The 25,782-nt window shown below is 67.8% G+C and carries 24 protein-coding genes; 11 read left to right on the top strand and 13 right to left on the bottom strand.

Annotated elements, in window-relative coordinates; translation table 11 throughout:
- Positions 1-17: 17 nt before the first annotated feature.
- The 6 genes from NM1_RS09060 to NM1_RS09035 form a co-directional block, all read right to left on the bottom strand.
- The gene (locus NM1_RS09060) at positions 18-788 is read right to left on the bottom strand and encodes an ABC transporter ATP-binding protein (protein ID WP_068016499.1); all 771 of its coding nucleotides are present in this window, start codon (positions 786-788) and stop codon (positions 18-20) included.
- Positions 785-1,576: an ABC transporter permease gene (locus NM1_RS09055; RefSeq protein ID WP_084519303.1), complete on the bottom strand. Its 792-nt coding sequence runs from the start codon at positions 1,574-1,576 to the stop codon at positions 785-787. The genes NM1_RS09060 and NM1_RS09055 overlap by 4 nt, the downstream gene beginning before the upstream one ends.
- A 176-nt stretch (positions 1,577-1,752) precedes the next feature.
- Entirely contained in the window at positions 1,753-3,180 is a 1,428-nt protein-coding gene (locus NM1_RS09050) for an ABC transporter substrate-binding protein (RefSeq protein WP_068016496.1), read from the bottom strand.
- Positions 3,181-3,189: 9 nt separating this feature from the next.
- Positions 3,190-3,417, bottom strand: a complete 228-nt coding sequence (locus NM1_RS09045; RefSeq protein WP_068016491.1) for a 4Fe-4S dicluster domain-containing protein — start codon at positions 3,415-3,417, stop codon at positions 3,190-3,192.
- Positions 3,418-4,179 (bottom strand): GntR family transcriptional regulator, encoded by a 762-nt coding sequence (locus tag NM1_RS09040; RefSeq protein ID WP_068016488.1) that lies wholly within the window; start codon positions 4,177-4,179, stop codon positions 3,418-3,420. It abuts the gene before it with no gap.
- A 186-nt stretch (positions 4,180-4,365) separates the two neighbouring features.
- Complete coding sequence (locus NM1_RS09035) at positions 4,366-5,280, bottom strand: LysR family transcriptional regulator (RefSeq protein WP_068016485.1); 915 nt, start codon at positions 5,278-5,280, stop codon at positions 4,366-4,368.
- A gap of 126 nt (positions 5,281-5,406) precedes the next feature.
- Here NM1_RS09035 and NM1_RS09030 point away from each other — a divergent pair, with 126 nt between their 5' ends.
- Positions 5,407-7,170, top strand: a complete 1,764-nt coding sequence (locus tag NM1_RS09030; RefSeq protein ID WP_068016904.1) for an adenine deaminase C-terminal domain-containing protein — start codon at positions 5,407-5,409, stop codon at positions 7,168-7,170.
- Between the two features lie 32 nt (positions 7,171-7,202).
- Positions 7,203-7,907, top strand: a complete 705-nt coding sequence (locus NM1_RS09025) for a YczE/YyaS/YitT family protein (protein WP_068016484.1) — start codon at positions 7,203-7,205, stop codon at positions 7,905-7,907.
- Positions 7,908-7,959: 52 nt separating this feature from the next.
- Here NM1_RS09025 and NM1_RS09020 read toward each other — a convergent pair whose 3' ends face one another.
- The gene (locus NM1_RS09020) at positions 7,960-8,439 is read right to left on the bottom strand and encodes a (2Fe-2S)-binding protein (RefSeq protein ID WP_068016481.1); all 480 of its coding nucleotides are present in this window, start codon (positions 8,437-8,439) and stop codon (positions 7,960-7,962) included.
- 45 nt (positions 8,440-8,484) lie between these two features.
- A complete protein-coding gene (gene pucD, locus NM1_RS09015; protein WP_084519302.1) occupies positions 8,485-10,848 on the bottom strand; it encodes a xanthine dehydrogenase subunit D in 2,364 nt (787 codons plus the stop codon).
- A gap of 141 nt (positions 10,849-10,989) precedes the next feature.
- On the opposite strand from pucD, the gene NM1_RS09010 reads away from it, so the two are divergent.
- Positions 10,990-11,811, top strand: coding sequence for a GntR family transcriptional regulator (locus NM1_RS09010; protein ID WP_068016479.1), 822 nt, complete (start codon positions 10,990-10,992; stop codon positions 11,809-11,811).
- 13 nt (positions 11,812-11,824) lie between these two features.
- Here NM1_RS09010 and NM1_RS09005 read toward each other — a convergent pair whose 3' ends face one another.
- Positions 11,825-12,811: an amidohydrolase family protein gene (locus NM1_RS09005; RefSeq protein ID WP_068016477.1), complete on the bottom strand. Its 987-nt coding sequence runs from the start codon at positions 12,809-12,811 to the stop codon at positions 11,825-11,827.
- Between the two features lie 438 nt (positions 12,812-13,249).
- Between NM1_RS09005 and NM1_RS09000 the strand changes: the two genes are divergently transcribed.
- The 8 genes from NM1_RS09000 to NM1_RS08965 all read left to right on the top strand — a co-directional run bounded on the left by NM1_RS09000 (position 13,250) and on the right by NM1_RS08965 (position 22,855).
- A complete protein-coding gene (locus tag NM1_RS09000; RefSeq protein ID WP_068016899.1) occupies positions 13,250-14,653 on the top strand; it encodes an amidohydrolase family protein in 1,404 nt (467 codons plus the stop codon).
- Between the two features lie 81 nt (positions 14,654-14,734).
- A complete protein-coding gene (locus NM1_RS08995) occupies positions 14,735-16,153 on the top strand; it encodes a uracil-xanthine permease family protein (RefSeq protein ID WP_084519300.1) in 1,419 nt (472 codons plus the stop codon).
- Between the two features lie 8 nt (positions 16,154-16,161).
- On the top strand, positions 16,162-17,520 hold the full coding sequence (locus NM1_RS08990; protein ID WP_068016474.1) for a nucleobase:cation symporter-2 family protein: 1,359 nt from the start codon (positions 16,162-16,164) through the stop codon (positions 17,518-17,520).
- A 46-nt stretch (positions 17,521-17,566) separates the two neighbouring features.
- Complete coding sequence (locus tag NM1_RS08985) at positions 17,567-18,199, top strand: UbiX family flavin prenyltransferase (RefSeq protein ID WP_068016470.1); 633 nt, start codon at positions 17,567-17,569, stop codon at positions 18,197-18,199.
- The gene (locus tag NM1_RS08980; protein ID WP_068016467.1) at positions 18,196-19,587 is read left to right on the top strand and encodes a UbiD family decarboxylase; all 1,392 of its coding nucleotides are present in this window, start codon (positions 18,196-18,198) and stop codon (positions 19,585-19,587) included. The genes NM1_RS08985 and NM1_RS08980 overlap by 4 nt, the downstream gene beginning before the upstream one ends.
- Entirely contained in the window at positions 19,580-20,566 is a 987-nt protein-coding gene (locus NM1_RS08975; RefSeq protein WP_068016464.1) for a CobW family GTP-binding protein, read from the top strand. Before NM1_RS08980 ends, NM1_RS08975 begins: the two co-directional genes overlap by 8 nt.
- A gap of 24 nt (positions 20,567-20,590) precedes the next feature.
- A complete protein-coding gene (locus NM1_RS08970; RefSeq protein ID WP_068016463.1) occupies positions 20,591-21,484 on the top strand; it encodes an FAD binding domain-containing protein in 894 nt (297 codons plus the stop codon).
- A gap of 66 nt (positions 21,485-21,550) precedes the next feature.
- Entirely contained in the window at positions 21,551-22,855 is a 1,305-nt protein-coding gene (locus tag NM1_RS08965; protein ID WP_068016459.1) for an XdhC family protein, read from the top strand.
- Here NM1_RS08965 and NM1_RS08960 read toward each other — a convergent pair.
- The 4 genes from NM1_RS08960 to NM1_RS08950 all read right to left on the bottom strand — a co-directional run bounded on the left by NM1_RS08960 (position 22,845) and on the right by NM1_RS08950 (position 25,726).
- Positions 22,845-23,285 carry a hypothetical protein gene (locus NM1_RS08960; protein WP_068016456.1) on the bottom strand — a complete coding sequence of 147 codons (441 nt, stop codon included), beginning with the start codon at positions 23,283-23,285 and terminating at the stop codon, positions 22,845-22,847. The genes NM1_RS08965 and NM1_RS08960 overlap by 11 nt on opposite strands.
- Before the next feature lie 190 nt (positions 23,286-23,475).
- Positions 23,476-23,766 (bottom strand): DUF6290 family protein, encoded by a 291-nt coding sequence (locus tag NM1_RS08955; protein WP_068016453.1) that lies wholly within the window; start codon positions 23,764-23,766, stop codon positions 23,476-23,478.
- A gap of 354 nt (positions 23,767-24,120) precedes the next feature.
- Positions 24,121-24,261, bottom strand: coding sequence for a hypothetical protein (locus tag NM1_RS42085; protein WP_157123877.1), 141 nt, complete (start codon positions 24,259-24,261; stop codon positions 24,121-24,123).
- Positions 24,262-25,075: 814 nt separating this feature from the next.
- Complete coding sequence (locus NM1_RS08950; protein WP_068016451.1) at positions 25,076-25,726, bottom strand: TetR/AcrR family transcriptional regulator; 651 nt, start codon at positions 25,724-25,726, stop codon at positions 25,076-25,078.
- Positions 25,727-25,782: the final 56 nt, after the last annotated feature.

Here is a 25,782-nt window from a genome sequence, read left to right as displayed (position 1 = left end):
AACGCTCCTGGGAAAGGTCAGGCCGCGGACACGGAGAAATCGCCCGAATAGTCCAGGGCGGCAATGATTTCCGAACACACCGCCGAGCGGTCGACATTCGTCTCACGCGGGCGCGGCACATCGAACAGGGCACGCAGCGGTCGCGCGGCGCGGCCGAGGACCGCGATCCGGTCGCCGAGCAGCAGCGCCTCGTCCACGTCGTGGGTGACGAACACGACCGTCGCCGGATGCGCCCGCAGGGTGTCGACCAGCAGGCGCTGCATGGTGGCGCGGGTCGGGGCGTCGAGCGCGCCGAACGGCTCATCCATCAGAACCGCTCGCGGCGCGCCCGCCAGACCGCGCGCCAGCTGCACGCGCTGGCGCATGCCGCCGGACAGATTCTTGGGCAGGTAGTCGCCGAAACCGGTCAGGCCGACCTCGTCGATCCAGCGCTCGGCGCGCGCCCGGCGCCCGGCGCGTGGTTCGCCGCGCAGCTTCAGGGCCAGGTCGATATTGGCGCGGACGGTGCGCCACGGCAGCAGCGCGTTGTCCTGGAACACCATGGCGCGGTCGCGGGACGGGCCGGAGATGTCGGCGTCGTCGGCGAGCACACGTCCCGCCGCCGGGCGCAGCAGTCCCGCCAGGGCCCGCAGCACGCTCGATTTGCCGCAGCCCGAAGGTCCGGTCAGGACCAGGATCTCACCCTGGCGGATATCCAATGTCAGCTCCTGGACGACCGGCGTTCCGGCATACGCCAGTTCGACCCGATCCAGACGCAGACCCATTGCCGCGCTGCCACTTTCGGTCATCGTGCCACCTCCGAGACGCGCGGGAGCCAGCGGGTGCATCGCCTGCCCAGCAGCTCCACCGCCGCCGAGGTGGCGAAGCCCAGCACGCCGATGGTGATGATGCCGACGAAGACCGACGGATAGTCCACGATCGTGTAGGCCTGCCACGTCCGGTAGCCGACACCCAGACGCCCGGAGATCATTTCGGCCGAGACGACGCAGATCCACGCCACCCCGACGCCGACCGACAGCCCGCCGAATACGCCGGGCAGGCTGCCCGGCAGGACGACCCGCACGAGCACGGCCCAGCGGCCGCCGCCCTGGGTGCGGACCGAATCCTCCCAGATCGTCGGCAGCGCCCGCACCGCGTGCCGAGTGCTGACCATGATCGGGAAGTAGGCGGCCAGGAACGTGATGAACACGATTCCGGCCTCGTCGGTCGGGAACAGCAGGATGGCCACCGGCACGATCGCGATCGCCGGGATCGGCCGGGCCAGTTCGGTCAGCGGGCCGACGACGTCCGCGAACAGCCGCGAACGCCCCAGTGCCACACCGGTGGCCACGCCGAGCAACCCGGCCAGCGCGAAGCCGCTGAGGATGCGGATCAGCGACTGCCCCAGATCCAGCCAGTAGGTTTCGGTGCCCCACTGCCGCTGCAGCGCGCCGAGTGTCTGCGTGACCGTCGGCAATGTGTCGAACCGTACCCAGAGCCGAATGTGGTTGGCGGTCAGCAGTTGCCACGCAGCGATGGCCACCAGGACGGACAGGATGCGGATGATTCGGGAACGCCATCCCGCGGCGGTACCCATGCTTCGCGCCGGGGTATCCTGTTCGATTGCGGTCGAGGTCGCGGAATCGAGGACACCACTCGTCGTACTCACGCGCTCGCTGACCCTCGGATCGAGCGAGCCCCCTGCGCTTACGGCGAGCGCGCCGGGCTGACTGTCGGATCGGGCTGCCCGCACCGCCGCACTGTCTGCCGTCGTCACGACCGCACCTCCCCGATCGCCTGTTCGTAGGACGTCAGCGCCGAGCCGGGGTGCGCGGTCAGATAGCGTTGCGCGCCAGCGGGTGTCGTGAACGGGAGGTAGGTCTCGCCGTCGCGTACCCACTGCGCCTTGTCGGCGAACCAGCGCGTCCCGAGTTCTGCATCGGGAACGTAGGCGGCACGCACCGTCTTGCCTTGGGCACGAGCCTGTTTCACCGCGCGCAGCAGCCCGGTGGGATCGGATGCGGCCTGGGTGGCGGCCTGACCGTCGACCCACAGCTCGCTCGCCAGGGCCGGATCGCGCACGGCCCGGCCGGATACCGGGTCCGTCCCGGTGATCGGCGCGGGATTGCCGAGAGCGCCCGCCGCCGCGTCGTAGTCGGCGCCGCGGTCGGCGAACGCCTTGCGCAGCGGCGCATCGTTGACGAATCCGTCGATGTCCAGGTCGGCGAAGTCGCCGATCGACTTCAGGTACGGCACATCGCCTTCGAGCGCCTGGATCAGCTGCGGCTTCAGCGAGGTATCGAACGAGGTGCCGCCGGGACCGTTGTAGAGATAGACGACCTCCTGCGGCAGACCCGAGCCCTCCGCTACCAGTTTCGCCGCCTCCAACGGCTGCCGGTGCACGAATTCGGTGGCATCCAGCTGCGCCTGCAGGAAGGCGTCGAGCACCTCCGGATGCTGCCGGGAATAGTCGCGCCGCGCGACGACACCGTGGAAGGTCGGCACGTTCAGCTCCGCGCCGTCGAGCAGCAGCTTCGCCTTGTCCTGGAACACCAGCAGCCCCGGCCATGCCACGAACTGCGAAAGCGCCTCGACCTGACCGGATTCCAAGGCCGAAGCACCGATCTGCGGCTGCTGATTGAGCACCTCGACGCCGGACTCCGGATCGATTCCCGCACGGTTCAACGCCTGCCGCAGCAGGCCGTCGCCGGCGGATCCGACGCTGGAGGACACCTTCCGGCCGGACAGGTCCCGCACCGACTGGACCGGCGAATCCCGGTCGACCACGATCATGTTCAGCGAGCCCCGGGGCTGATACCCGGTCACGGAGACGAATTCGGTGCGCGACCGCTCGTTCGCCTGTGTCCGGGACCCGTTGATCAGCAGCGGATAGTCGCCCATCGACCCGATATCGATCTTCTCCGCCACCATCTGCGCGGTGATCGGCGCGCCGGTGTCGTAGTCCTGCCACTCGACCTGGTACTTCTTACCGCCGGACGCGGTCAGCCGAGCCAGGCGCTGTTCCAGAAAACCCTTCGCCCGCAACAGGGTTCCGGCCGTCACCGTGTTGATGGTTTTCGATTGGTAGCCGACGACGACCTTGACGGTGTCACCGGTGGCGGCCTGCTCCAGCGAGCAGCCCGCGGCGGTGAGCGCGACGATCGCGGCCACCGCGGTGAGGCGGGCACGGCGGTATCTCATGGGAATTCCTCAGCGCAGCAGATAGGGCATGTTCACGGTGACGGCGCCGGTGGGACAGCGCGCCGCGCACGGGCCGCAGTACCAGCACTCGTCGACGTGCATGAACGCCTTGCCGTTGTCCGGATTGATCGCGAGCGAATCGAGCGGGCAGATCTCCACGCACAGCGTGCATCCCTCGATGCACAGCGATTCGTCGATCGTCACGGGAACGTCGGCGCGCTGATTGACCAGAGCCATTCAGATCAACCTCCAATCGGGGCTGTCGATCGGGCGGACAAGGCTGCCGCGCATGGTGATTCGATCACCGCGCAGCCGGATGTACTCGAGGTCGACCGGGCGGCCGTCCTCGAGTTTCGTGAGTCGTTCGAGCAGCAGCAGCGCGCCGCCCTCGGGTATCTGCAGGGTCGCGGCCGAGTGCGCGTCGGCGGTGATGGCCTCCAGCGCCACGTCCGCCGAACCCAGGGGGCGTCCGCCCAGCTCTTCGATGAGCGCGAAGATGTCGTTGCTCTCGAGGTCGCGGGCGATCACCTCGTCGCCGATATCCGGGACCAGGTAGGTGAGATCCAGGCTCAGCGGCAGATCGCCGAGGAAGCGCAGCCGCTCGAGGTAGACCGCGGGTTCGCCGGGTTCCAGCCGCAGTCGGCGTGCGACCGCCGGTGGCGGGGTGATCCGGCGGGCGGCACGCACCTCGTTGCGCACCTCGCCGTGGCCGCGCAGGGTCTCCTTCAACCCCCGCAGCGCATCCAGGCCGTGGTCGTACTTCCGCTGTGCCACATGGGTTCCCACCTTCGGAGCGCGTTCGATCAGGCCCTCGTCCCGGAGCAGGGCCAGCGCGTCGCGAACCGTATTGCGCGACACCGTGAATTCGGCCGCCAGATCGGATTCGCCGGGCAGTGCGGTATCGAAGGTGCCGGTGTGTATCTGCTGGCGCAGCACATCGGCCACCTGCCGGGCTCGGTCGGCGCGGCGGATGCCGCGCGGCGCCGTTTGCGACGTCACCTCATCTCCCTTCCGCCGTTGACCTGCGGTGACGACTGTAAAGGCAGGGTTCGGTGGGCTCGGGCGGTCGCCGCCGGGCGTCAAGGACGGCGCAAGCTATCCGCCGCCCGGCGGGCCGCGCATCCTGCTCGAATCACCGTGATTTCCGCCATTACGCCACCCGGCACCCCGAGACCGACATTGGAATCACGCTGAGCCGAATGCCTGCTCTCCGGGCTGCAGCGCGGCCACGATCTCGTCGGCGAGCAGGAAATCGGCCAGCCCGTGGCCGTGTTTCTCCCGGCGCACCAGAGAAACGATGTTGTTGCTGAAGGCGTCTCGGACCTGGCGAAAGGCCAGGCGGCCGTCCCGCAGTTCCTCGGCGATGTCGAACTCGCTGAGGAAGGCGATGGCCTCGCCCGAGGTGGCGAGGCGTTTCATCGTCTCGATCGAGTTGGTATGGAAGGCCGGTTGGATGTCGAGACCGGCCTTGGCGAACGCCTCGGCGACGATGCCGTGGATCACCATGGAGCGATCGGCGAAGATCAGCGGATACGGCGTGCACTGCGCGAGCGGAATCGCATCCATGCGGGCCAGCGGATGATGCGGGGAGACAACGACTCCGAGCCGCGTGTTCATCTGCCAGCGGACCTCGAGCTGCGCCGAGGACGGGATGTTGAACCCGAGCCCGAGGTCGGCCTCGCTGTTCTCCACCGCCCGCAGGATGTCCAGGGTCGTCATGGTGCGGATCGATATCCGGACCCGCGGGTGCCGGGCGCGGAACGTCGCCGCGGCGGTGGCGACGACACCGCTGGCCAGACCGGTCATCGTGGCGATCACGACCTCGCCGCTGCCGACGGCCTGCAGATCGCGGATGTCCGCGACCGTCTCGCGGTATTGCCGCAGCGTCCGCCGGATGTGCGCGAGCAGCGCCTCCCCCGCGGGGGTCGGGCGCATACCGCGGGGCAGGCGCTCGAACAGCGGCTGCTCGAGTTCGGCCTCGAGGAGCAGGATCTGGCGGTTGATCGCGGACGGGGCGACGTGCAGCCGGGCGCCCGCCGCGCGGATGGACCCGAGCCGCGCCACCTCGTCGATGTACTCGAGCAATCGCGAGTGGAGCACCGCGGGCCTCCGTTCCCATATTTCCGAGTGTTCGAAAAAAGAGTACAGGTTGTGCAAAAACGGATGCTTGTCAGCAACGGTACCGATCCCGTTCCATCGAATGGAAACTTCGACGTGAGGACCGCCATGACCCAACAGGTTTCGACGACCGCCCGATTCGCAGACCCCGCGGACGTGGCCGCCCAGGACGATCACGTACGGATGATCTTCGGCATTCTGGAGGGCGAGCAGGAGGCCGACCTACTGCTGCGCAACCTGAACATCCTCGACGTGCACAGCGAAACCGTCTATCCCGGAACGCTTCTGGTGCACGGCCAGCGCATCATCGCGCTGAACCCGGACGAATCGATCGTGCGGTTCCGCGAAACCTTCGACGGCGAGGGTCTGTACGCGATCCCGGGCCTGATCGACGCGCACCTGCACTTCGAATCCCAGCTGGCGCATCCGGCCGCGTTCGGCGAGGCGATCGTGCCCAGCGGAACCACCACGGTCTTCGGCGAGACCCTCGACTTCGCCAGTGCGGCGGGCGCGGACGCCGTCGACGCCGCCAAGGCGCTGTTCACCGACCACGACAGGCTCCCCTACCGGCTCTACGCCTTCGCACCCGGCAAGAAGACCTCGCCCGAGGTCACCGAGGCGATGCTCGGGATGGATCCGGTCATCGGGCTCGGGGAGCTGGCGCACCTGTCCTATATGACCGGCGACGCCGACGACTTCCGCAAGTCCGCGCTCGGGCGCGCGAACGCGGGATTCGTGAACTGCCACTGGGGTGTCACGTCGCTGTCGGACACGCTGCTGAACTACATGCCCGCGATCGGCGTCGACAACAACCACGATGTGTGGAACGAGGCGGATATCGAGAAGAGCATCCGCTACGGCCTCAACACCCAGATCAAGTTCGGCGTCGGCAGCCCCGAGGTCATTCGAACCATGTTGCGCGCCATCGTGAAACGCCGCTGGCCCGCCGAGAACTTCGCGCTCTGCGCCGACAACATCTCGGTCGACCGCGTGCTGCGGCAGGGCCACATCGACTGGGTGATCTCCCTGGCGATCGAGATGGGCATGCCGCCGATCCCGGCGATCAAGATGGGCACGCTGTACGCCGCACGCTCCTTCCATATGGACCGCGACCTCGGTTCGCTGAGTCCGGGGCGATTCGCCGATATCGTCCTGACCGACAGTCTTTCGAAGATCAACCCGCGCTACGTGTTCAAGGGCGGCAGGCTCGTCGCCAAGGACCGCAAGCTGATCGAGCCGGTCGGCATCGACTATTCGGTGCTGTCCAAGAGGCCGAATCCGGGCCTCGGCGACCTGCGGGCGGAGCAGCTCGATATCGTGCCGATCGAGGTCTCGGACGACGGCACGCGGGCGAGGGTGCTGCTCTTCGACGTGTACGGCCGCGGGCACCGCAAGTTCGCGCAGGAGGTCTGGGTCCCGTACCGCGACGGCGCCGTCGTTTCCGAATACGACGGCGTGCGGCTCAACCGGATCTCCGTCGTACAGCGCTACGCCGACGGCGCGCGGCACGTGGTCAACGGGCTGTTCCAGGGTGTTTCGATCGAGCGCGGCGCGGTCTCGACCTTCTGGCCCGCACCGTCGGCCTACTTCGTGGTGGTCGGCGCCGACAGCACCGAGATGTGCGCGAACCTGAAGCGGCTGGACGGTCTCGTCGGCGGCTGCGTCGTGACCGAGGATCAGCGAGTGAAAGCGGTTCTGCCGCTGGACTTCTACGGCGTGATGGCCGATATGAACCTCACCGAACTCGTCGACGCGACCCGTTCGATCGACGCCGCCTTGGCGCAGCTGGGCCACCACAACGAGGGCGAACCGGTCGTCAACAAACTCCTGACGCTGTTCATCTCGCTCGACCGCTTCGGGTTCATGAAGTAGCCCGGCCACCGAGATCGAGGGACGCGACCGTTATGCAGCACGACAAAGACGCGGGAGTGGCCGACACCGGAAACAAGGTGCGGCGCTGGATCACCTACGTTGCCGGGATCTACGTCCTGACGCTCGGCCTCAGCCTGGCCATCAGAGCCGGAATCGGCATTTCCCCGCAGAGCAGCCTCACCCGCACGATGACGCTGGTACTCCCCCCGTTCAGCCAGGGCAATTTCAACCTCGTGCTCGAGGTCATCATGCTCGTGCTGACCTTTCTGATCAGGCCCAGGGCATTCAAGGGCCGCAATCTGCTGTCGATGATTCCGGCGCTGATCCTGGCGCTGCTGCTCGATTTCAACCTGATGCTCACCGAGTGGATAAGGGTCGAACCGTACCTGGGCAACCTCGTGCTGCTGTTCTTCGCCGACGCGATGCTGGCATTCGGCCTGTTCCTGATGATCCGCGCCAACCTGGTGCTGATGCCGATCGACCTGTTCGTCAACACCATTCAGCAGATGACGGGCCGGAAGTGGGGCAATATCAAGACCGTCTTCGACTGCACGCTGCTCGCCCTGTCGGCATGTATCGGCCTGATCTTCCTCGGCGCCCCGCACTTCATCCGCGAAGGCACGATCATCAACGCGATCCTGGTCGGCCAGTACGTGAAGCTGTATTTCTTCCTGTACAAGAAGTACGCGGCACGAAAAGCGCCCGCCCCGGCTGTCGCCGATCCCGTGGCGGACTAGGAGGCAGACCGTGACGGTGCCTGCGGTGGTGCGACCATCGCAGGCACCTTCGTCATTCGGTCACCTCGGCCCGACGGCGTTCCGCCGCCAGGCGGACGGCGTCCAGGATCTTCTCGTAACCGGTGCAGCGGCAGAGGTTTCCGGCGAGGGCTTCGCGGATCTCGGCATCGGAGGGGTGGGCATTGTGTTCGATCAGGTTGTGCGCCTGCACGATCAGGCCGGGGGTGCAGAAGCCGCACTGCACCGCACCGGCTTCCACGAATGCCTCCTGCATATCGTCCAGCCGGGATCCGGTGGCCAGCCCCTCGACGGTCCGCACATCGCGTCCCTCCGCCTGGCCCGCGGCGACGAGGCAGCTACAGACGGTCTCCCCGTCCAGGTACACGGTGCAGGATCCGCACTCCCCCTGCTCGCACGCGTTCTTGGCGCCGGGCAGGCTCAGGCGTTCCCGGAGCAGGGCGAGCAGACTCTCGCCGGGCCGGACATCGTCGGCGGTCTCGAGTGCGCCGTTGACGGTCAAGGTGACGCGCATCGGCCACCTCCTTTCGGTCGGAAATCTCTTCGGTCACACGGAATCTCAGCCGCCCACGCGCAACGCGATATCGTCGGGCCGCACCGGGACGCGCGGCAGCGGCAGTCCGGTCGCGTCGCGCAGGGCATTGAGAATCGCTGGGGTGGACGACAGGGTGGGTGGCTCCCCGACTCCGTTGAGCCCGTACGGCGAATCCGGATGCGGGAACTCGAACAGCGATATCGGCATCGGCGGCACATCCAGCATGGTGGGGATCAGATAGTCGGTGAACGACGGATTACGCAGCCGCCCACGGTCATCCAGCAGGATCTCCTCCATCAGCGCCAGGCCCAGACCTTGCGCGCTGCCGCCCTCGATCTGCCCCTCGACGGCCATCGGATTCATGGCCTTGCCGACATCCTGGGCGGCGGCCAGCTCCACCACCCGCACCAAACCCAGCTCCACATCCACGTCGACGACGGCCCGGTGCGCGCAGAACGCGAACGCGATGTGCGCGTTGCCCTGCCCGCTTTCCGGATCGATGACCTGGGTCGGGCGATGGTGGTACTCGAAGACGGCCTCCACGGCGTCCTGCCCGAGCACGTCGTGCAGGGATGCGACCGTCGCGCCCGTCAGCAGATCGGCAACGGCGTTGTCCCGCAGCACGAGCCCGTTCGCCTCGCGCGCGGTGACGATCGCGGCGCGGCGCAGCACCTCGCCCGCCACCTGCCTGCACGCGCCCTGCACGGCACCGGCCGACATCCACGTCATCCGCGACGCCGACGCGGAACCGGCGTCTCCGATGCGCGTATCCGCCGGGAGTATCACGACTCGGGACACACCCAATTCCGTTGTGGCGATCTGCGATTGGACCGTCGTGATCCCCTGGCCACACTCGGCGGCGGCGGTGTGAACCGAGACGACAGGGTCGCCAGCGGAGACCGACAGCGTCACCCGGGCGGTGGAGATGTCGTCCACCCCACCGGAATAGCCGATCGCCTTGACCCCGACCGCGTAGCCGACGCCTCGGCGAATGCCTTCGCCGTGGGTCGTATTGCCGACGCCCCCCGGAAGCATGCGCGCGTCCCGGCCCGTCACCGCGGGCGGCAACGGCCGCGCGCGCAGCGCGTCCAGCAATTCCCGCACCGGCGCCGGACCGTCGACCGGCTGCCCGGTGGGCAGTATCGTCCCGGTCGTCATGGCATTGCGCCGGCGCAGCTCCAGCGGATCCATCCCGAGGGCGCGCGCGAGCCTGTCCATATTCGATTCGCATCCGTAGGCCGACTGCACCGCGCCGAAACCGCGCATGGCACCGCAGGGCGGATTGTTGGTGTAGACCGCGAGGCCGTCTATTTCGGCATGCGGGACCTCGTAGGCGCCCGCGACGAAATAGCAGGCGTTGGCGATCACCACCGGCGAGGTGGAGGTGTACGCGCCGCCGTCGAGCACCAGGCGGGCCTTGACGTAGACGAGCTTCCCGTCGCGGGTCGCGCCGTGCTCGTAGCGCATCTTCGCGGGATGGCGATGCACGTGACCGAAGAACGATTCGTAGCGGTTGTAGACCATCTTCACCGGCGCGCCCAGTCGCAGCGCCAGCATGCAGGCGTGCACGTGCACCGAAAGATCCTCGCGCCCACCGAATGCCCCGCCCACGCCCGCCATGGTCAGGCGCACCCGCTCCGGCGGGAGCGCCAGGCAGGGGGCGAGCTGCTCGAGGTCCTTGTGCAGCCACTGCGAGGACACGTACAACTCGACGCCGCCGTCGGCGTCGGGCACCGCCAGGCCGGATTCCGGCCCGAGGAACGCCTGATCCTGCATGCCGACCTCGTACTCGCCGGTGACCACGACCTCGGCCGCGGCACGCGCCTGCGTCATATCGCCGTGCCGAATCCTCACGTGCCGCACCAGGTTCGGGCCCTCGTGCAGCCGCGGGGCCTCGGGGTCGAGGGCACGTTCGGCGTCGGTGAGGGGATCGAGTTCCTCGTAGTCGACCTTCACCAATGTTGCTGCGCGCCGGGCCGTTTCGGGGTGGTCTGCGGCGACGAGCGCCACCGGCTCGCCCTGATACCGCACCCTGTCGATGGCGAGGACCGGCTGATCGGCGACCTTCATGCCGTAGGTCTTCGCGCCCGGAACGTCCTCGTGGGTGAGCACCGCGCGGACGCCGTCCACGGCCAGAGCCTCGCTGATATCGATGGACCGGATTCGAGCGCTGGCGTGCGGGCTGCGCACCGTGGTCGCCCACACCGTGCCCGCCAGCCACAGGTCCGACGAGTAGGCGAATTCGCCGGTGACCTTGAGGACTCCGTCCGGACGCCGGGCACTGACCCCCACGCCCAGCCCGGCGCCGGTCCGGTCGCCGTGCACCAGCGACTGTGTGCCGCCGTACGCGGTCGGAATACGATGTCTGCCAACAGTTTCGAGCGTCATGCGAGCTCCTGCCCTGCGAGGCGTCGGACGACGCCGGAGATCGGAACAGGTCGGCCCATCCCCGTGACAGATCACCCACCGCCGCCTGCGGCGCATCCCGGCCGGAACCCTGTGCGGAAGTCTAACCGCCGTGCCCTAGAATTGCATGTAATATTCGAGATCCGTTCCAGGAGGCCCGTCATACCGGAATCGCCTGCCCCGGCGGCCGTCCCGGCCGCCGCGCTGCTCACCGACAGCGCCTACGAGGCCCTGAAGACCGCGATCTTTCGCAATCAGCTCGCGCCCGGAACTCCGCTGAGCGTGCCCGAGCTGGCTCGCCAGCTCGCGGTCAGCCGCACGCCCGTGCGAGAAGCGGTGCAGCGGTTGATCCACGAGGGGCTGGCCGTGCACGCGCCGCACCGCGGCGCGCAGGTGAGCCAGGTCGGCATCGACGATCTGCGCGAGCTGTACGTGGTCCGGGAGATGCTCGAGGGCCTGGCCGCCCGGCTGGCCACGGAACGACTGGACGCGGGCGGGCTGCAGGGCCTGCGCGCGATCGTCGACGAGCACGAACGGGCGCTCTCGGCGGGCGCGGACCAGGCGACGCATATCGAGCTGGACGTGCGTTTCCACCGGCGGGTGCGCGAGATCGCGGCGAACCCGCACCTGACGGCGGCCCTGGAGCCGATCGCGGGGCGCTCGCACATCGCGCTGCATTCCCTGTGGCGCAATGCCGACGCCCCGCGGCTGGCGCTCGACGAGCATGCCCGGATCGTGGCGGACATGGCCACCGGGGACCCCGAGCTCGCCGAGGCCGCGGCCCGCCGCCATATCTCGCGGCTGCGAACCCGGCTGTCCCAGGCCAAGTTTCGCGAGGCACCGGCCGCGTCCGGGACGCGGCGCCGCAAGCCGGTACTCACCGACGGCGAGGTACCGGCAATGGCCGAGGGCCCGGCACGAGATCGTGTCCGGGCCACCGGGTGAACCTCCTGGCGCCTCAGCCGAGCGCGGCCTCCTCCGCCCACGCCGAGGGCGTGTAGCCGCTGTAGTGATCGGCATGGGAGTTGGCGGCCGACGCCTGCGTGACCTCGCCGCGCAGGTAGGCCTCGGCCTCCGCCCGATCCTTCGGCGGCGGGGTCGGGGCCAGCCCCAGCAGTTTGGCCATATTGTTGCCGAGATAGCCCTCGAGGTCGTCTTCGGACAGGCTCAGGCCCTGCGGCGGTTCGTGGCACAGCACCTCGAGTTCCCGCGCCCACATGCCCGGCTCGTTGGGCGGGGAGTCCGTGCCGAAGACCATCTTCGACTTCTTCATCTCCTTCGCGAACTCGACGATCCGCGACTGCAGCAGCCAGCCGGATTCGCCGATGACATTCTGCGAGTCCTGGATCATCCAGAACGCCTCGAAGCAGTAGACGCCGCCGGTCTGGATGCCGAAGTGTCCCAGGATGAAGTTCACGCCCGGGAACTCGCGGATGATCGGATAGAACTGCGTCGGAATGGAGTACGGGCCGTCGCCGGTGTGGATCAGGACTGTCACGCCCAGTTCGTCGCAGACCCGCAGGGCCGGGCGCAGCCAGTCCAGCGCCCGGTCCGGGCGGTAGGAGTGCATGTTCGCGTGCAGCTTCATCATCTTGTAGCCGTATTCGCGCACATGGAAGGCCAATTCGGCGGCGCCGTTCTCCGGGCCGAACCGCGGGTTGTAGATGAAGTTCCCGACGAAGCGGTCCGGATACTTCTGCACCAGCGACGTGATGTACGCCTGGTAGTCCCGGATCCCTTCGCGGCCACTGCGATTGCCCTCGCGCCAGGCGGTGTTTCCCGGCGGCGGCATGATGCAGCTGACGTCCACCCGCCGCGGCTTGCCGTTGATCCAGAACGGGCCGTCCATCATCTTCAGCACGCGTTCGCCGGTGAACGGCTCGCCGGTGTGGCGCCACGCCTCGTCCACGAGATCGGTCGGATGAACATGGGTATCGATGATCACAGTGATTCTCCTCGATCAGATCGGGTTCGAATCCCCGGCCGCGAATCACACGCACCTACGGGCCCACCGGCTCTCGCGGTGGTCGAGCCGGCCGGACCGGCGGCTCGATAGCACGAGTGGACCACAGCGAGCGGCACGGCGTCAACGAATTGCATGTAATTTTCGATCGTGATGATCTCGCGAATCTCCAGTTCAGGAGCTTTCGATTCGAAAGTCTCGTGTGATCTTGGTCAAACTTCGCCGTTGACAAATGACTTTGCCCCTGGTTTACATGTATATGCAGCCGGGACACTACCCGGCGGCACTGCCGGTGACCTCCCGACTTGGGTTAAACCGTTCGGCTGACACCAGGATTCGCGTCCTGGTCCGGGAGCGCGACTCCCGTTCGCCTACGGAATGCGGCGGCCCGAGCGGCCGCCCGGGAAGGCCCAGGCGGCCATGACTTCTTCGAATCCACACTGCGATCTGCTGCTCACCGGCGGCACCGTGATCACCGTCGACGATGCGCGGACCGTGTACGAGCGCGGCACCGTCGCGATCAGCGGATCCCGCATCGCCGCGATCGGACCGGACCACGAATTCAGCGGCTGGCACGCCGATTCCACGATCGACTGCCGCGGCCGCGCGGTGCTCCCGGGCCTCGTCGACGGCCACAATCATCTGGCGCAGGCGCTGGTACGCGGACTCGGCGAGGGCATGTCCATCGTGCCCTGGCTGTGCGAGTTCATGTGGCCCTACTCCATCGCCGTGACGCCGGAGGACGCCGTCGCCGCCGCCCGGCTGGGCGTGGTCGAGGCCCTGCGCGCGGGCATCACCACCATTGTCGAAAACCATTACGCGCCCAGCGATCTCGATACGACCATGGCCGTCGCCGGCATCATCGAACGGGCCGGGCTGCGAGGCGCGGTGGCACGCGGCATGCTCGGCGACCGCACCGAGGTCGCCGCCCGGCGCGGACAGCCGGACGGGCTGTTCCGCTACGACACCGCCGCCGAGCTGGCCATGACCCGCGAGGCCATGCAGCAGCGGCCGCGCGGTTCGAAGGTCGAAATATGGCCTGCCGCACTGAATCTCACGTACGTCGATCAGGAGCTGGTACGCCGGTGCGTGGAGCTCGCCGCGGAATTCGACACCCACTGGCATACGCACTGCTGTGAAAGCAGCAGCGATCCCGCCAGTTATCTGGATGCCTACGGTATTCGACCCGTGCAATGGCTGGCGAAGGCCGGGCTGCTCGACGAGCGCGCGACCCTGGCGCACGCCATCTGGCTCGACGCCGAGGAGATCGAGCAGGTCGGCGCGGCAGGCGCCAAGGTCGCCCACAACCCCTCCTCCAACGCCTATCTCGCCTCGGGCACAGTGCGTCTCGGCGACCTCCGCCGCCACGGGACGACCGTGGCCCTGGGCAGCGACGGACCCAGCTGCGGACACCGCCAAGACCTCTTCGAGGCCATGAAACTGGCCGTCTACGCGCAGCGGCTCGCGACCCTGGACCCCACCGCCTGCCGCGCCGAGGACGCCCTCGAGCTGGCGACCCGTGCGGGCGCGGCCTACGCCGGAATCGATGCCGGGGTGCTCGCGCCGGGCAAGCTCGCCGACATCATCGTCGTCGGCCTGGATCGGCCCCACCTGCGACCGGTGCACGATCCGGTGAGTGCCCTGGTGTATTCGGCACGCGGTTCCGACGTGGAGATCACCATCGTCGACGGTCGCATCGTCTTCCGGGACGGGCGCTGCCTGCTCATCGACCAGGACGCCGCGGCCGAGGAGGCCGAGTTCCGATCGCACCGGCTGCTCGCGCGATCGGGCATGCGGTCGCTCCGTCCACTGTCGGCGCGCTGATCGCCACCGGCCCAATACCTTTCGAGCCTCCGATTCTTCGCGGCGCACCGCCCACGCCGCACCGCTCGTCCAGGAGTCACCATGAACACCCTCTTTCCTCGTCGGCGCAAGCAGCCCACCACGCCACGCGATCCCGTCGACTCGCTGCCGCCGGTACGGCACCTGGTTCCGCTCGCACTGCAGCACGTGATCGTCGCGTACTCCGGCATGGTCACGGTGCCGCTGGTCATCGGCGCGGGCCTGGGCCTGTCCCCCGCGCAGGTCACCACCCTGGTCACGGCGAACGTGCTCGTCAGCGGGATCGCGACACTGCTGCAGAGCCTCGGGGTGTTCAATATCGGCGTCCGGCTGCCCATCGTGATGGGTTCCACCTTCACCGGGATCACCCCGGCGGTCATCGTCGGCACCGACGCCGGGTTGCCCGCCGTCTTCGGCGCCACCATCGTCGTCGGCATACTCACCTGGCTGGTCGCGCCGTGGTTCGCCAAGCTGGCGCGCTACTTCCCGCCGATCGTCACCGGCACGACGATCGCCATCATCGGCTTCTCCCTGTTGCCCTCCACATCGCGACTGATCGCCGGGGCGCCGACGGCCGCCGATCACGGTGCGCCGAAACGACTTCTGCTGGCACTGGGCACGGTGGTGCTGGTGGTGCTCATCGAGCGGCTGGCCCGACCGGCCGTCGGCCGGTTCGCGATCCTCATCGCGCTGCTGATCGGGACCCTGGTGGCGTGGCCGCTCGGGCTCACCGACTTCTCGGCCACCGCGTCCGCGCCGATCGTCGGTCTGCCACATCCGTTTTCGTTCGGTGTGCCCGTCTTCGTCGTGGCGGCCATCCTGCCCATGCTGGTCGTGCAGGTGGTGAACATGGTGGAGTCCACCGGCGACACCTTCGCCACCGGGCAGATCGTGGGGCGCGACCTCGGGCCGCGCGATATCGCCCGGGCGCTGCGTGCCGACGGCGTCGGCACGGCGCTGGCGGGGCTGTTCAGCTCGTTCACCTTCGTCACCTTCGGCGGCAATGTCGGGCTGGTCAGCATCACCCGGGTGATGAGCCGCTACGTCGTGGCCGCCGCCGGATTGATCCTGGTGATCATCGGGCTGATGCCCAAGCTCGGCGCGATCGTGGCCTCGCTGCCCGGGCCGGTACTCGGCGGCATCGGGATCGTCATGTTCGGGACGCTCGGCGCGATCGGCGTGAAGTTCATGATCGCAGCCGATTTCAGCCGACCGCGCAACCATCTCATCGTCGCCATCGCCTTCGGGTTCGGGCTCATGCCGGTCGGCGCTCCGGAGTTCTACGCCCATCTTCCGAGCGCGCTGCAGACCGTGCTGTCGAGCGGCATCGCGGCGGGCGGCATCGCGGCGTTCGTGTTGAACTTGCTGCTCAACGGCGTCGAACGAAAGGACACCGCCCACGACCGGTCCGGCGAGGGGCAAGGCACCGATCACGACGCGCACGGTGAATCCGCTCCCGCGCAACCGAACCCGGCGAGCTGAGTGCTGTCATGACACTGGACAAGCCCCACCGTGCCGCCGCCGAGGGCGGTGCGAGTTCCGCCGTCGATCAGCGAATGCCGTTCTGGCACATGGTGCTACTCGGACTGCAGCACACCCTGGTCATGTACGCCGGCGCCGTGGTGGTTCCCATCGTCGTCGGCGCGGCACTCGGATTGGACGAGGCGCAGATCGCCGATCTGGTCAGCATCGATCTCATTCTCGCCGGAGTCGGCACACTGCTACAGGCCGGTGGGTTCTGGCGGTTCGGGATTCGCATGCCGCTGGTCGTCGGCGCGGCCTCCAGCGGCATCGTGCCCATGATCGCCGTCGGCCAGAGCCACGGACTCCCCACCGTGTACGGGTCGCTGCTGGTCGCGGGCGCGGTATGGATTCTGGTCGCTCCCTACTTCAGCATGCTGTTGCGGCTGTTCCCCGCCGTCGTGACCGGCACGGTGATCACGCTGATCGGCCTGACTCTCATTCCGGTCGGCATTCGGCTCGTCGCCGGTTCCGATTCGGGCGCAACGGATTACGGTCGGCTCGGTCATCTCGCACTCGCGGCGGCGACCATGGCGCTGATGGTGATCTTCCGGCGGATCTTCGGCGGACTGCTCGGCCAACTGTCGATCCTCCTCGCGCTCGTCGTCGGCGCGGTGGTCGGCTGGTCGACCGGAATCGGTTCCCTCGCCCACGTCGGCGACGGATCGATCGTCGGAATCATCGGCCCGATGCATTTCGGCGCGCTCCGCTTCGACATTCCCTCGATCCTGCTGTTCCTGGTCATCGTCTTCGTGCTCATGGTCGAGGGTTCGGGACAGGGGCTCGCGGTCGGTCAGGTGGTCGGCAAGCCGGTGGGTCCCGGGGACATCGCGCGGCTGCTGCGCGTGGACGGGCTGATGACGCTGTGCAGCGGATTCTGCAACGGGTTCGTGTACACGACCTTCGGGCAGAATATCGGCCTGATCGCCCTGACCGGGGTCCGCAGCCGCTACCCGGTGGTGGTGGTCGGAGTGCTGCTCCTCGTATGCGGTGTGCTGCAGCCCGTCGGGCGCGTGGCCGCCGCCATCCCGGCGCCGGTGATCGGCGCCGCCGCCATCATGACCTTCGGGGCGCTGACCGTGTCCGGCATCCAGATTCTGTCGCGGGTCGATTTCGAGCGTCCGGCGAACCTGACCATCGTCATGGTCTCGCTGGGTGTGGGGCTGGTGCCGGCGTTCGCGCCGCATTTCTACCGGCAACTGCCCGACTTCGCCGAGATGTTCCTCGACAGCGGCGTAGCGACCGGAACGGTCCTCGCGATCGGGCTCAACGCCGTGTTCCATGCGCGCCGCCGGGCGCCCGACGATGCGCAGCCGGATACCGGTTGACGCATCGACTTCCCCTGCCGCCCCGCATATCCCGAGAAGGATCAGCATGACTCTCGACCGTTCGAACGGCGGGCCCCCGCCCGGCAGGCCCCGGCTCATCGTCGGCGTCACCGGCGCCAGCGCACCCCAGCTGGCCGTTCACCTGCTCACCGCACTGCGCCGATCCGCGGTCGTGGAAACCCATCTGGTGATCTCGCGCGCCGCGCATCGCACCCTCGAGCTCGAAACCGGAGTGCGGCCCGACGAACTCGCCGCACTGGCCGATGTCTGCCATCAGCGCGGCGATATCGCGGCGTCCATCGCCTCCGGGTCGTTTCTCACCATGGGTATGGTGGTGGTGCCGTGCTCGATGAAGACGCTGGCGGCGATAGCGCACGGTTACTCCGACGACCTGCTCACCCGGGCGGCCGATGTCTGCCTCAAGGAGCGCCGCCGCCTGGTGCTCGTCGCCCGCGAAACACCGTTGAGCCTGGTGCATTTGCGCAATATGACCGCGGTGACCGAGGCCGGTGCGGTCGTGCTGCCGCCGGTGCCCGCCTTCTATCAGCGGCCCGACTCCATCGCGGATCTGCTCGCGCATCTGAGCGGCAAGGTCCTCGACCAGTTCGGCATCGCCCACGATCTGTCTCCCCGCTGGGAGGGGCCCGTGACCGCCCGAACGATCGGAGCCGCCCGATGACCTACTCCCACCTCTCCCCCCGGCAGGATCCGCACGCCTTCGTGGACGACTACCGGACCGAGCATCCCGAAGACGTGCTCGTCATCGAGGATCGAGTGCCCGCCGACCAGGGCGTCACCGGCCTGATCTACGAGCTCGCCGCCCGCGGACGCGACGAAATGCTGTTGTGCCGCAACGTCGATGGGGTGGGCGTGCCGGTGGTGAGCAATATGTTCGCCTCGCGCACTCGGATCGCACGGATGCTCGGCGCATGCCCGGAAGCCCTGCACGAGACATTCGCCGCACGGGCCGCCACGCCGCTGCCACCGCGGCAGGTGGGCTCCGGCCCGATCCTCGAGGACGTCCGCTCGGGCACCGAGGTGGATCTGGGCGCCCTGCCGATGCTGCGCCACTTCGCTTCCGACCGCGCGCCCTACATCACCAGCGGCATCATCGTGGCCGCCGATCCGCGCACCGGGGTGGGGAATATGAGCTACCACCGCGCCATGGTGCATTCACCGAACGAGCTTGCCACCAGCCTGCATTCGCGCGGCGACCTGTGGCGGATCCTCGCCCGCTGTGCCGAACTCGGGGAACCGATGCCGGTGGCCATGGTCGTCGGCGGACACCCGCTGTTCATGCTCGCCGGCTCGGCACGGGTGGGATACGAGGTCGACGAGCGCGCGGTGGCGGGCGGCCTGTTCGGGGAACCGCTCGAGGTGGTGCCGACGCCGAAATACGGTATCGACGTTCCGGCGTGGGCCGATTTCGTGCTGGAAGGCGTCATCGATCCCGTCGCACGCGCCGAGGAAGGGCCGTTCGGCGAGTTCTCCGGCTATTCCTCGAACCGGTCCACCCACAACGTGCTGCGGGTCGACACCCTCCTGCGGCGGCACCGGCCGATGCTGATCGACGTCGAGGGCGGCAATACGGCCGAGCACCTGAATCTGGCTCGCGTTCCCCGGGAGTCGGAGATGGCCGAGAAACTCAGGGAACGGTTCCCCGACGTGACCGCGGTGCATTACCCGACCTCGGGCACGCACTTCCACTGCTATGTCGCGGTGCGGCAGTCGCGGCCCGGTCAGGCGCGCCAGATCATGCTCGGGCTGCTCGGCTGGGATCCCTACCTCAAGACCGTCGTCGCCGTCGACAGCGATATCGACATCACCGACGATCGCGCCGTGTTGTGGGCGCTGGCAACACATTTCCAGCCGCACCGCGACCTCCTCACCGTGGACGGGTTGCCGGGTTCACCGCTGGATCCGTCCTCGGCCGGCGACGGCACCACCTCGCGGATGGGGCTGGACGCCACCCGCGGGCCCGGATTCGAGGGTCGGCGAATCGAGATATCCGAGGACGCGCTGCTGCGCGCCCGAAACATCCTGACGACGGGAGCGAATCATGGCTGAGCACAACAGGATCCCGGTGACCGTCCTGACCGGATTCCTCGGATCCGGCAAGACGACACTGGTCAACCACATTCTCACCGCCAACCACGGGCATCGAATCGCGGTGATAGAGAACGAATTCGGGGAGATCCCCATCGACCACACGCTCGTGCTGAACGCGGACGAGAAGATCATCGAGATGAGCAACGGGTGCTGCCTGTGCTGCACGGCGCGCACCGACCTGATCGAGATCCTGCGGTCGCTGCTGGCCCGCAGCGACCACTTCGATCGCATCCTCATCGAGACCAGCGGTCTCGCCGATCCCAATCCGGTCGCGCAGACCTTCTTCGTCGACGACGAGGTCGCCGCCAACTTCACGCTGGACGCCATCGTGACGCTGGTCGACGCCAAGCACATCCGCGGTCATCTCGCCGAATCCGGTCATGAGGGGCTGGGTTCCGCGGTGGTCGACCAGATCGCCTTCGCCGACCGGATCGTGATCAACAAGATCGATCTGGTCGATGCGGGGGTGGTGGAGACGGTCCGGCAGGAGATGCGGGCGATCAATGCGACGGCCGACATCATCGACAGCCGCTACGCCGACGTGGATCTCGGCGATGTGCTGGGCATCCAGGCGTTCGACCTGTCGCGCCCCATGTCGGGCGACCCGAACTGGCTGGAAGACGATGGGCACCAGCATGATCCGCGACTGGCCTCGGTCGGCATCGAACTCGAGGGGACCGTCGACCAGCGGGCCCTCGAGCAGTGGCTGACCGCGCATCTGCGCGAGCGCGGCGACGACGTGTACCGGGTCAAGGGCCTGTTCGCGGTCGATCGGGACGCGCGCCGATTCGTGCTGCAGGGCGTCCACGGCATCTTCGATATCCGGCCCTCGACGCCGTGGCGCGGCGAAAACCGCACCGGCAAGGTCGTTTTCATCGGCCGCGATCTCGACCGCACCGAGCTCACCCGGGGACTGCGGTCCTGCCTCACACAGTAACCCTCCCTGGAAAGGCCCTGCGATATGGAGTTCCTGCGTCCGGCCACGTGGTCCGATGCCCTAGCCGCCAAAGCCGAGCATCCGAACGCGGTGCCGCTCTGCGGCGGCACCGATGTGATGGTCGAGCTCAACTTCGACCGTGCGCGCCCGGCCGCGCTGCTGGACCTCACCCGGATCGGCGAACTCGCCGACTGGGCGCCCGCCGAGGGGCGTCTCCGAGTAGGGGCCGGGGTCACCTACCACCGGATCATCGCCGAACTCGGCCAACGGCTTCCGGGGCTGGCGATGGCCGCGCGCACGGTCGGTTCCCCGCAGATCCGCAACCGGGGCACGGTCGGCGGGAACCTGGGCGCGGCCTCACCCGCGGGGGACGCGCACCCGCCGCTGCTCGCCGACGACACGCTGGTGGAGGCGCATTCCGTTCGCGGTATCCGCCGAATTCCCGTCCGTGACTTCTACACCGGCGTCAAACGCAATACCCTCGCACCCGACGAACTGATCGCCGCCTTCCTGGTGCCGCCCGCCACCGGACCGCAACAGTTCTCCAAGATCGGCACCCGGAACGCCATGGTCATCGCCGTCGCCACCTTCGCGCTGGCACTACACCCCGAAAGGGGCAGTGTCGGAACGGGACTCGGCTCCGCGGCGCCAACGCCGCGCAGGGCCGATGCGGCGGAGAGGTTCCTCGGCGAGGAACTGGCCGCGGCCGGGCTATGGGAGTCACGGGCCGAATTGGCCCCCGAGACAGTGACCCGCTTCGGCGAACTCGTCGCCGAAGCGGCGTCGCCCATCGATGATGTGCGTGGCACCGCCGCCTACCGCCGCCACGCCTTGTCGGTCATCGCCCGCCGAACCCTGAGCTGGGCCTGGGCCGACTACCGGCGCTCGGAAACGCGCGCCCCACGGCAGGTCCGGTGATTCGGCTCGAAACGGAGCGCTGCCGCACAGGAGCCGCTGGTCTCGGCGCGCCGACGGGAGGGCGAAATGCGTGATGTCCTAGGGCAACTCCGCGAGTGGAACGTGGCCGGGGTGCGGTATGCCGTTGCCACCATCGTGGCGGTGACCGGAAGCGCCCCGCGCGCCCCGGGCACCGCGCTGGCGGTGTCGGCCGAGGGCGACGCGGTCGGCAGCGTATCGGGCGGGTGCGTGGACGGCGCGGTGTACGAGCTGTGCCGCGAGTCGCTGCGCACGGGGCGCGCCCTGCGAGAATCCTTCGGCTACAGCGACGATGACGCCTTCGCGGTCGGATTGACCTGCGGCGGAACCCTCGACGTGGCGGTCGCGCCCGGCCCGGTGCCGCAACAGGCCCTCGCAGCGATCGCGAATGGCGAACGTGTAGCTCTCGCACAGGTTCTCGACACCCACGGCTCGATGATCGCGATCTGGCCCGACCGCCACCTCGGCGCGACCGGCAGCACTGGAACGACAGGCAAGACCCGCGGGACCGGCGGGGCTGGCGGGGCGGGCACGACCGGCACAACTGCCACGACCGGCACGACCGGCACAACTGGCACGACCGGCACGACCGGCACAACTGGCACGACCGGCACGACCGGCACAACTGCCACGACCGGCACGACGGGCAAGACCGGCGGGCCTGACACGACCAGCGGGGCTGGCACGACCAGCACAGCCGATCTAGACGCATCGGTGGTCGATCAGGCCCGGGCCATGCTCGACGCGAACCGGACCGGCCTGCTGCCCCTGCCGGATCACCCGGGCACGGACCTGTTCGTGGCGACGTTCGCGCCACCGCCGCGCCTGCTGATATTCGGAGCGACCGACTTCGCGGTCGCACTGGCCCGCGCCGGAAAGCTCCTCGACTATCACGTGACGGTGTGCGATGCCCGGCCCGTATTCACCACGCGCACAAGGTTTCCCGATGCCGACGAGGTGACCGTCGACTGGCCGCACCGCTACCTGGCCGACCAGTCCGACCGCGGCCTCATCGACGCGCGCACCGTGGTATGCGTCCTCACCCACGAGGCCAAATTCGACGTCCCCCTGCTGGCCCTCGCCCTGCGTCTCCCACTGGCCTACGTGGGCGCGATGGGCTCACGCCGCACCCACCACGACCGGCTGAACCGCCTCCGCACCACCGGAATCCGCGACGACCAACTCTCCCGCCTGCACTCCCCCATCGGCCTGGCCCTCGGCGCCCGCACCCCCGCCGAGACCGCCGTAGCCATCGCCGCCGAATTCATCGCGACCCGACACGGCGGCGAGACAGCACCACTGAGCACCACCGACGGCCCCATCCACCACCGCGCCGTCGCACCTACGGTTTGACGATGTGGTCGGAGAACGCCAGCGCCCCGGCGAACGCGATCGCATAGGCGGTCAGGGCCGCGAATATCCGAAGTGCGAGTTCTCCGGGGGTGACCGCGAAGGTCGTCCAGGCCATGAAGATCCCCGCCGACGCGGATCCGGCCATCAGCTTCCAACCACGCTGTGTCGTCGACAGCGCACGCCAATCGAAGCGCTCCATCCAGCACGCCGTTGCGATCCCGGCGCCGAAACCCGCCGCGACCGAGGCCGGTAGCGGCAATCCCGTCGCCCGAGTCACCACACCGTAGACAACCCCCGCGATAAGGCCGACCAATACCAGCCCGTACACGCGGGCATCGATCCAGTTGCCCCGCAGCCTCTCCCCCTTGTCGGCGCTGCCGTCGCCGTCCGGACCCTCGCCGGGTTCCGCGTTCCCTGAAGAGATGACCATCGTCGCGCAAGGGCTCCTTCCATCCGCGTTCACCCGGTGAGCGACCGGTCGGCGCCTTCGGGCACACGCGAGCTTACAGCACCAGAGAACCGCCGCCACAACCCGCTGAGAACCGGTGCGGCCGATGGTTTCCAGCATCATCTGGGCAACAAAAAGACGGAGCCCGTGGGCTCCGTCCTTGACGCTCCGGTCAGGTGTCGTCGCGGCCGCCACCGGCCAGCGATTCCTGGCGCAGCCGCTCGGCCGCGTGTAGCAGGCGCTGCTTCTCTTCTTCCATCTGCCGCTCGATCTCGGCTGGATCCAGCGCGTTGCGCAGCCCGTCGAGGATGAACTCGCGCGCCAGCTCCGCGAGGGAGATCTTGCGGAGGTTCGCGTAGCTCATCAACGTCCGGTAGTCCTGGGGCCGCAGGCGGATGCTGAATGTCGTGTTGGCGTTGGCGTGGGTGTCGGATCTCGAGTTGTTTGCTGGTGGATTGGCCATGGCTGGTGTCGAAGCTCCTAAGTTGAAGGGTTCGGGCGAACCCTCATCAGGTGCTGTTCATACGCCGGCATCGAGTCTGATCGATGACGTCGGGTCCCCTCTGTGAGGTTGGGTTCTTTGATGGTCGGCCGCGGTGGTCGACGACAGCACTCACGCACGACCACCGCGACCGACAGGATGCAGAGAACCGTAGCATCTTTGCAACGTCTACAGTATGGAACGATGCCGAAGCGCAACGCCGGTTCAGGAAGCCCGTCGTGTGCAACGTCACTATCTGGTCGGACCCGTCATAGAGAACGGCCCGCACCGCGCAAACCTCACCTCCCGATGGGTTCGAATAGCTTCAGGCAAGTCTCATTTGGGCGGTTGTTCGCCCCTGACGAACCCGGTTCCGGGTAGCGAGTACACCGCGTCCGGGTCGGGCTTCAGCTCGAATGTGAGCTCCACGTAGCCGTCTTCCGTGATCTCTTCGAGATCTTTGCTGTCTTCGAGCATCAAACATCCTTCGGCACTAAATACAGCCTTGCCACACCAACTCCGATCGTGGTCCGACAAATGGCGATTAGCCATCCGGCAGCGGTGACTGCAAAGAAGTACATGAATCGGCTTTGCGGGCCGTTCTCTCACCGTTCCCCGACATCCCGCGAACAGGACGTCAAAGGCCATTGACCGCGTAGGGGTTGTGACCTACTCGCCGGTGAGTAACCTGAAGCTCAGGCTCGGCTGGCGAACGGCCAGCATCGAGGGCGACGCTCCACATCGCCGCTCGATGACGACTCCCCTCCGGCCGGTGGTTCTCCGGGCTTCATGCACTGGTCGAACTGCCATACCACGTTCGGTCGAGCCAACCGGAGGGCACCCCGGGATTGCACGCACCGATGCGGCGCCGGGGCGCTCTCCTTCATCGGGCCATCCTCACCTCACTCTCGAGCGACTGACCAGCCAGCGCTTCACATGTCTCGTCCGACCCCCTGCTGTCGACTCCCGGGGCGAACAAACACTGCCCGGTAACCGACGCCGCGGTTGGTTGCCCCACCAAGGGTATTCCGAATTTTGCCGGAGTCCATGTCACCGGCGGGCGAATGTCGCCTACCGGTAAGTAATTTCATTCGGGCCCGGTTTGTTGCAACAAACCTCCGAACGCGCGGCCGCGGACACTTCGGAATAAGCGCTGGTCACACCGATGCACGTGCATCCGTAATATTACGGTGATCTAAAACAAAACCGTCCAGTCCGCGTGTTTGCGTTGGCCGAAATACTGCAACGCGTGCCATTACTTGAATGGTTCCGCTATGCAATTGCATCACCCTCACCGATTCGGGGCGGACCCGCCCGAGTCACCCCCGCGCCCGCAGGCCGCCAGGAAGTCGTCGACGATGCGGGCGCAGTCCGCGCGGGTCGCGTGGCCGATTCCGGTGAGGCGCACGAAGACGACCGGTCCGATGAGTTGGGCGAGTACCGATTCCAGGTCGCGGGCGGTGAGCAGGGCCCGAGCGTCGGGACTGTCGAAGAGTTCGTCGAACGGGCGGCGGTAGCGCTCTATGAGCTGGTGGCGCAGCGAGCCGACGCGCGAGGTCCGGGTGTCGTCGAGTCGCTCCGCGGTCGCGAGCCAGGCCAGGGTCGTCAGGTGGACCGGAGCATCGTTGATCACGTCGGCCTGGCGGCCGACCAGTTCGACCAGGCGGTCGCGCAGGGTTCCCGTCGTCGGCGCCTCGACCACCGGCGGCAGCATGTACTCGAGCGTCGCGGCACGCAGTTGCACGACATTGTCGAAATGCCGGTACAGGGTCGTCCGCGCGACGTTCGACGCGCGCGTCACCGCATCGATCGTAACCGCTTCCAGCCCACCGGCTTTCAGCAGTCCGGTGGCGGCATCGAGCAGTCGTGCGCGCGACCGCACCTTGCGTGGATCGATGTCCTCGTCATTCCCCGGCCGATCGGCGGCACCGCTCGTGGTCATGAACGAAGGATTCCTCCTCGGGAATGGCTGTCGCCGATGACCCTACTTATGCTACT

The organism is Nocardia mexicana NBRC 108244, from assembly GCF_001613165.1.
Classification (GTDB): Bacteria; Actinomycetota; Actinomycetes; order Mycobacteriales; family Mycobacteriaceae; genus Nocardia; species Nocardia mexicana.
Note: the sequence above shows the minus strand (reverse complement) of the source record. Positions and strands in the feature narration are given on the sequence as shown.

Excerpts from the sequence above, each read along its gene's own strand:
- NM1_RS09060 (WP_068016499.1), bottom strand. The coding sequence starts at position 788 with ATGACCGAAAGTGGCAGCGCGGCAATGGGTCTGCGTCTGGATCGGGTC.
- NM1_RS09055 (WP_084519303.1), bottom strand. The coding sequence starts at position 1,576 with ATGGGTACCGCCGCGGGATGGCGTTCCCGAATCATCCGCATCCTGTCC.
- NM1_RS09050 (WP_068016496.1), bottom strand. The coding sequence starts at position 3,180 with ATGAGATACCGCCGTGCCCGCCTCACCGCGGTGGCCGCGATCGTCGCG.
- NM1_RS09045 (WP_068016491.1), bottom strand. The coding sequence starts at position 3,417 with ATGGCTCTGGTCAATCAGCGCGCCGACGTTCCCGTGACGATCGACGAA.
- NM1_RS09030 (WP_068016904.1), top strand. The coding sequence starts at position 5,407 with ATGACCCAACAGGTTTCGACGACCGCCCGATTCGCAGACCCCGCGGAC.
- NM1_RS09025 (WP_068016484.1), top strand. The coding sequence starts at position 7,203 with ATGCAGCACGACAAAGACGCGGGAGTGGCCGACACCGGAAACAAGGTG.
- NM1_RS09020 (WP_068016481.1), bottom strand. The coding sequence starts at position 8,439 with ATGCGCGTCACCTTGACCGTCAACGGCGCACTCGAGACCGCCGACGAT.
- pucD (WP_084519302.1), bottom strand. The coding sequence starts at position 10,848 with ATGACGCTCGAAACTGTTGGCAGACATCGTATTCCGACCGCGTACGGC.
- NM1_RS09000 (WP_068016899.1), top strand. The coding sequence starts at position 13,250 with ATGACTTCTTCGAATCCACACTGCGATCTGCTGCTCACCGGCGGCACC.
- NM1_RS08995 (WP_084519300.1), top strand. The coding sequence starts at position 14,735 with ATGAACACCCTCTTTCCTCGTCGGCGCAAGCAGCCCACCACGCCACGC.
- NM1_RS08990 (WP_068016474.1), top strand. The coding sequence starts at position 16,162 with ATGACACTGGACAAGCCCCACCGTGCCGCCGCCGAGGGCGGTGCGAGT.
- NM1_RS08985 (WP_068016470.1), top strand. The coding sequence starts at position 17,567 with ATGACTCTCGACCGTTCGAACGGCGGGCCCCCGCCCGGCAGGCCCCGG.
- NM1_RS08980 (WP_068016467.1), top strand. The coding sequence starts at position 18,196 with ATGACCTACTCCCACCTCTCCCCCCGGCAGGATCCGCACGCCTTCGTG.
- NM1_RS08975 (WP_068016464.1), top strand. The coding sequence starts at position 19,580 with ATGGCTGAGCACAACAGGATCCCGGTGACCGTCCTGACCGGATTCCTC.
- NM1_RS08970 (WP_068016463.1), top strand. The coding sequence starts at position 20,591 with ATGGAGTTCCTGCGTCCGGCCACGTGGTCCGATGCCCTAGCCGCCAAA.
- NM1_RS08965 (WP_068016459.1), top strand. The coding sequence starts at position 21,551 with ATGCGTGATGTCCTAGGGCAACTCCGCGAGTGGAACGTGGCCGGGGTG.
- NM1_RS08960 (WP_068016456.1), bottom strand. The coding sequence starts at position 23,285 with ATGGTCATCTCTTCAGGGAACGCGGAACCCGGCGAGGGTCCGGACGGC.
- NM1_RS08955 (WP_068016453.1), bottom strand. The coding sequence starts at position 23,766 with ATGGCCAATCCACCAGCAAACAACTCGAGATCCGACACCCACGCCAAC.
- NM1_RS42085 (WP_157123877.1), bottom strand. The coding sequence starts at position 24,261 with ATGCTCGAAGACAGCAAAGATCTCGAAGAGATCACGGAAGACGGCTAC.
- NM1_RS08950 (WP_068016451.1), bottom strand. The coding sequence starts at position 25,726 with ATGACCACGAGCGGTGCCGCCGATCGGCCGGGGAATGACGAGGACATC.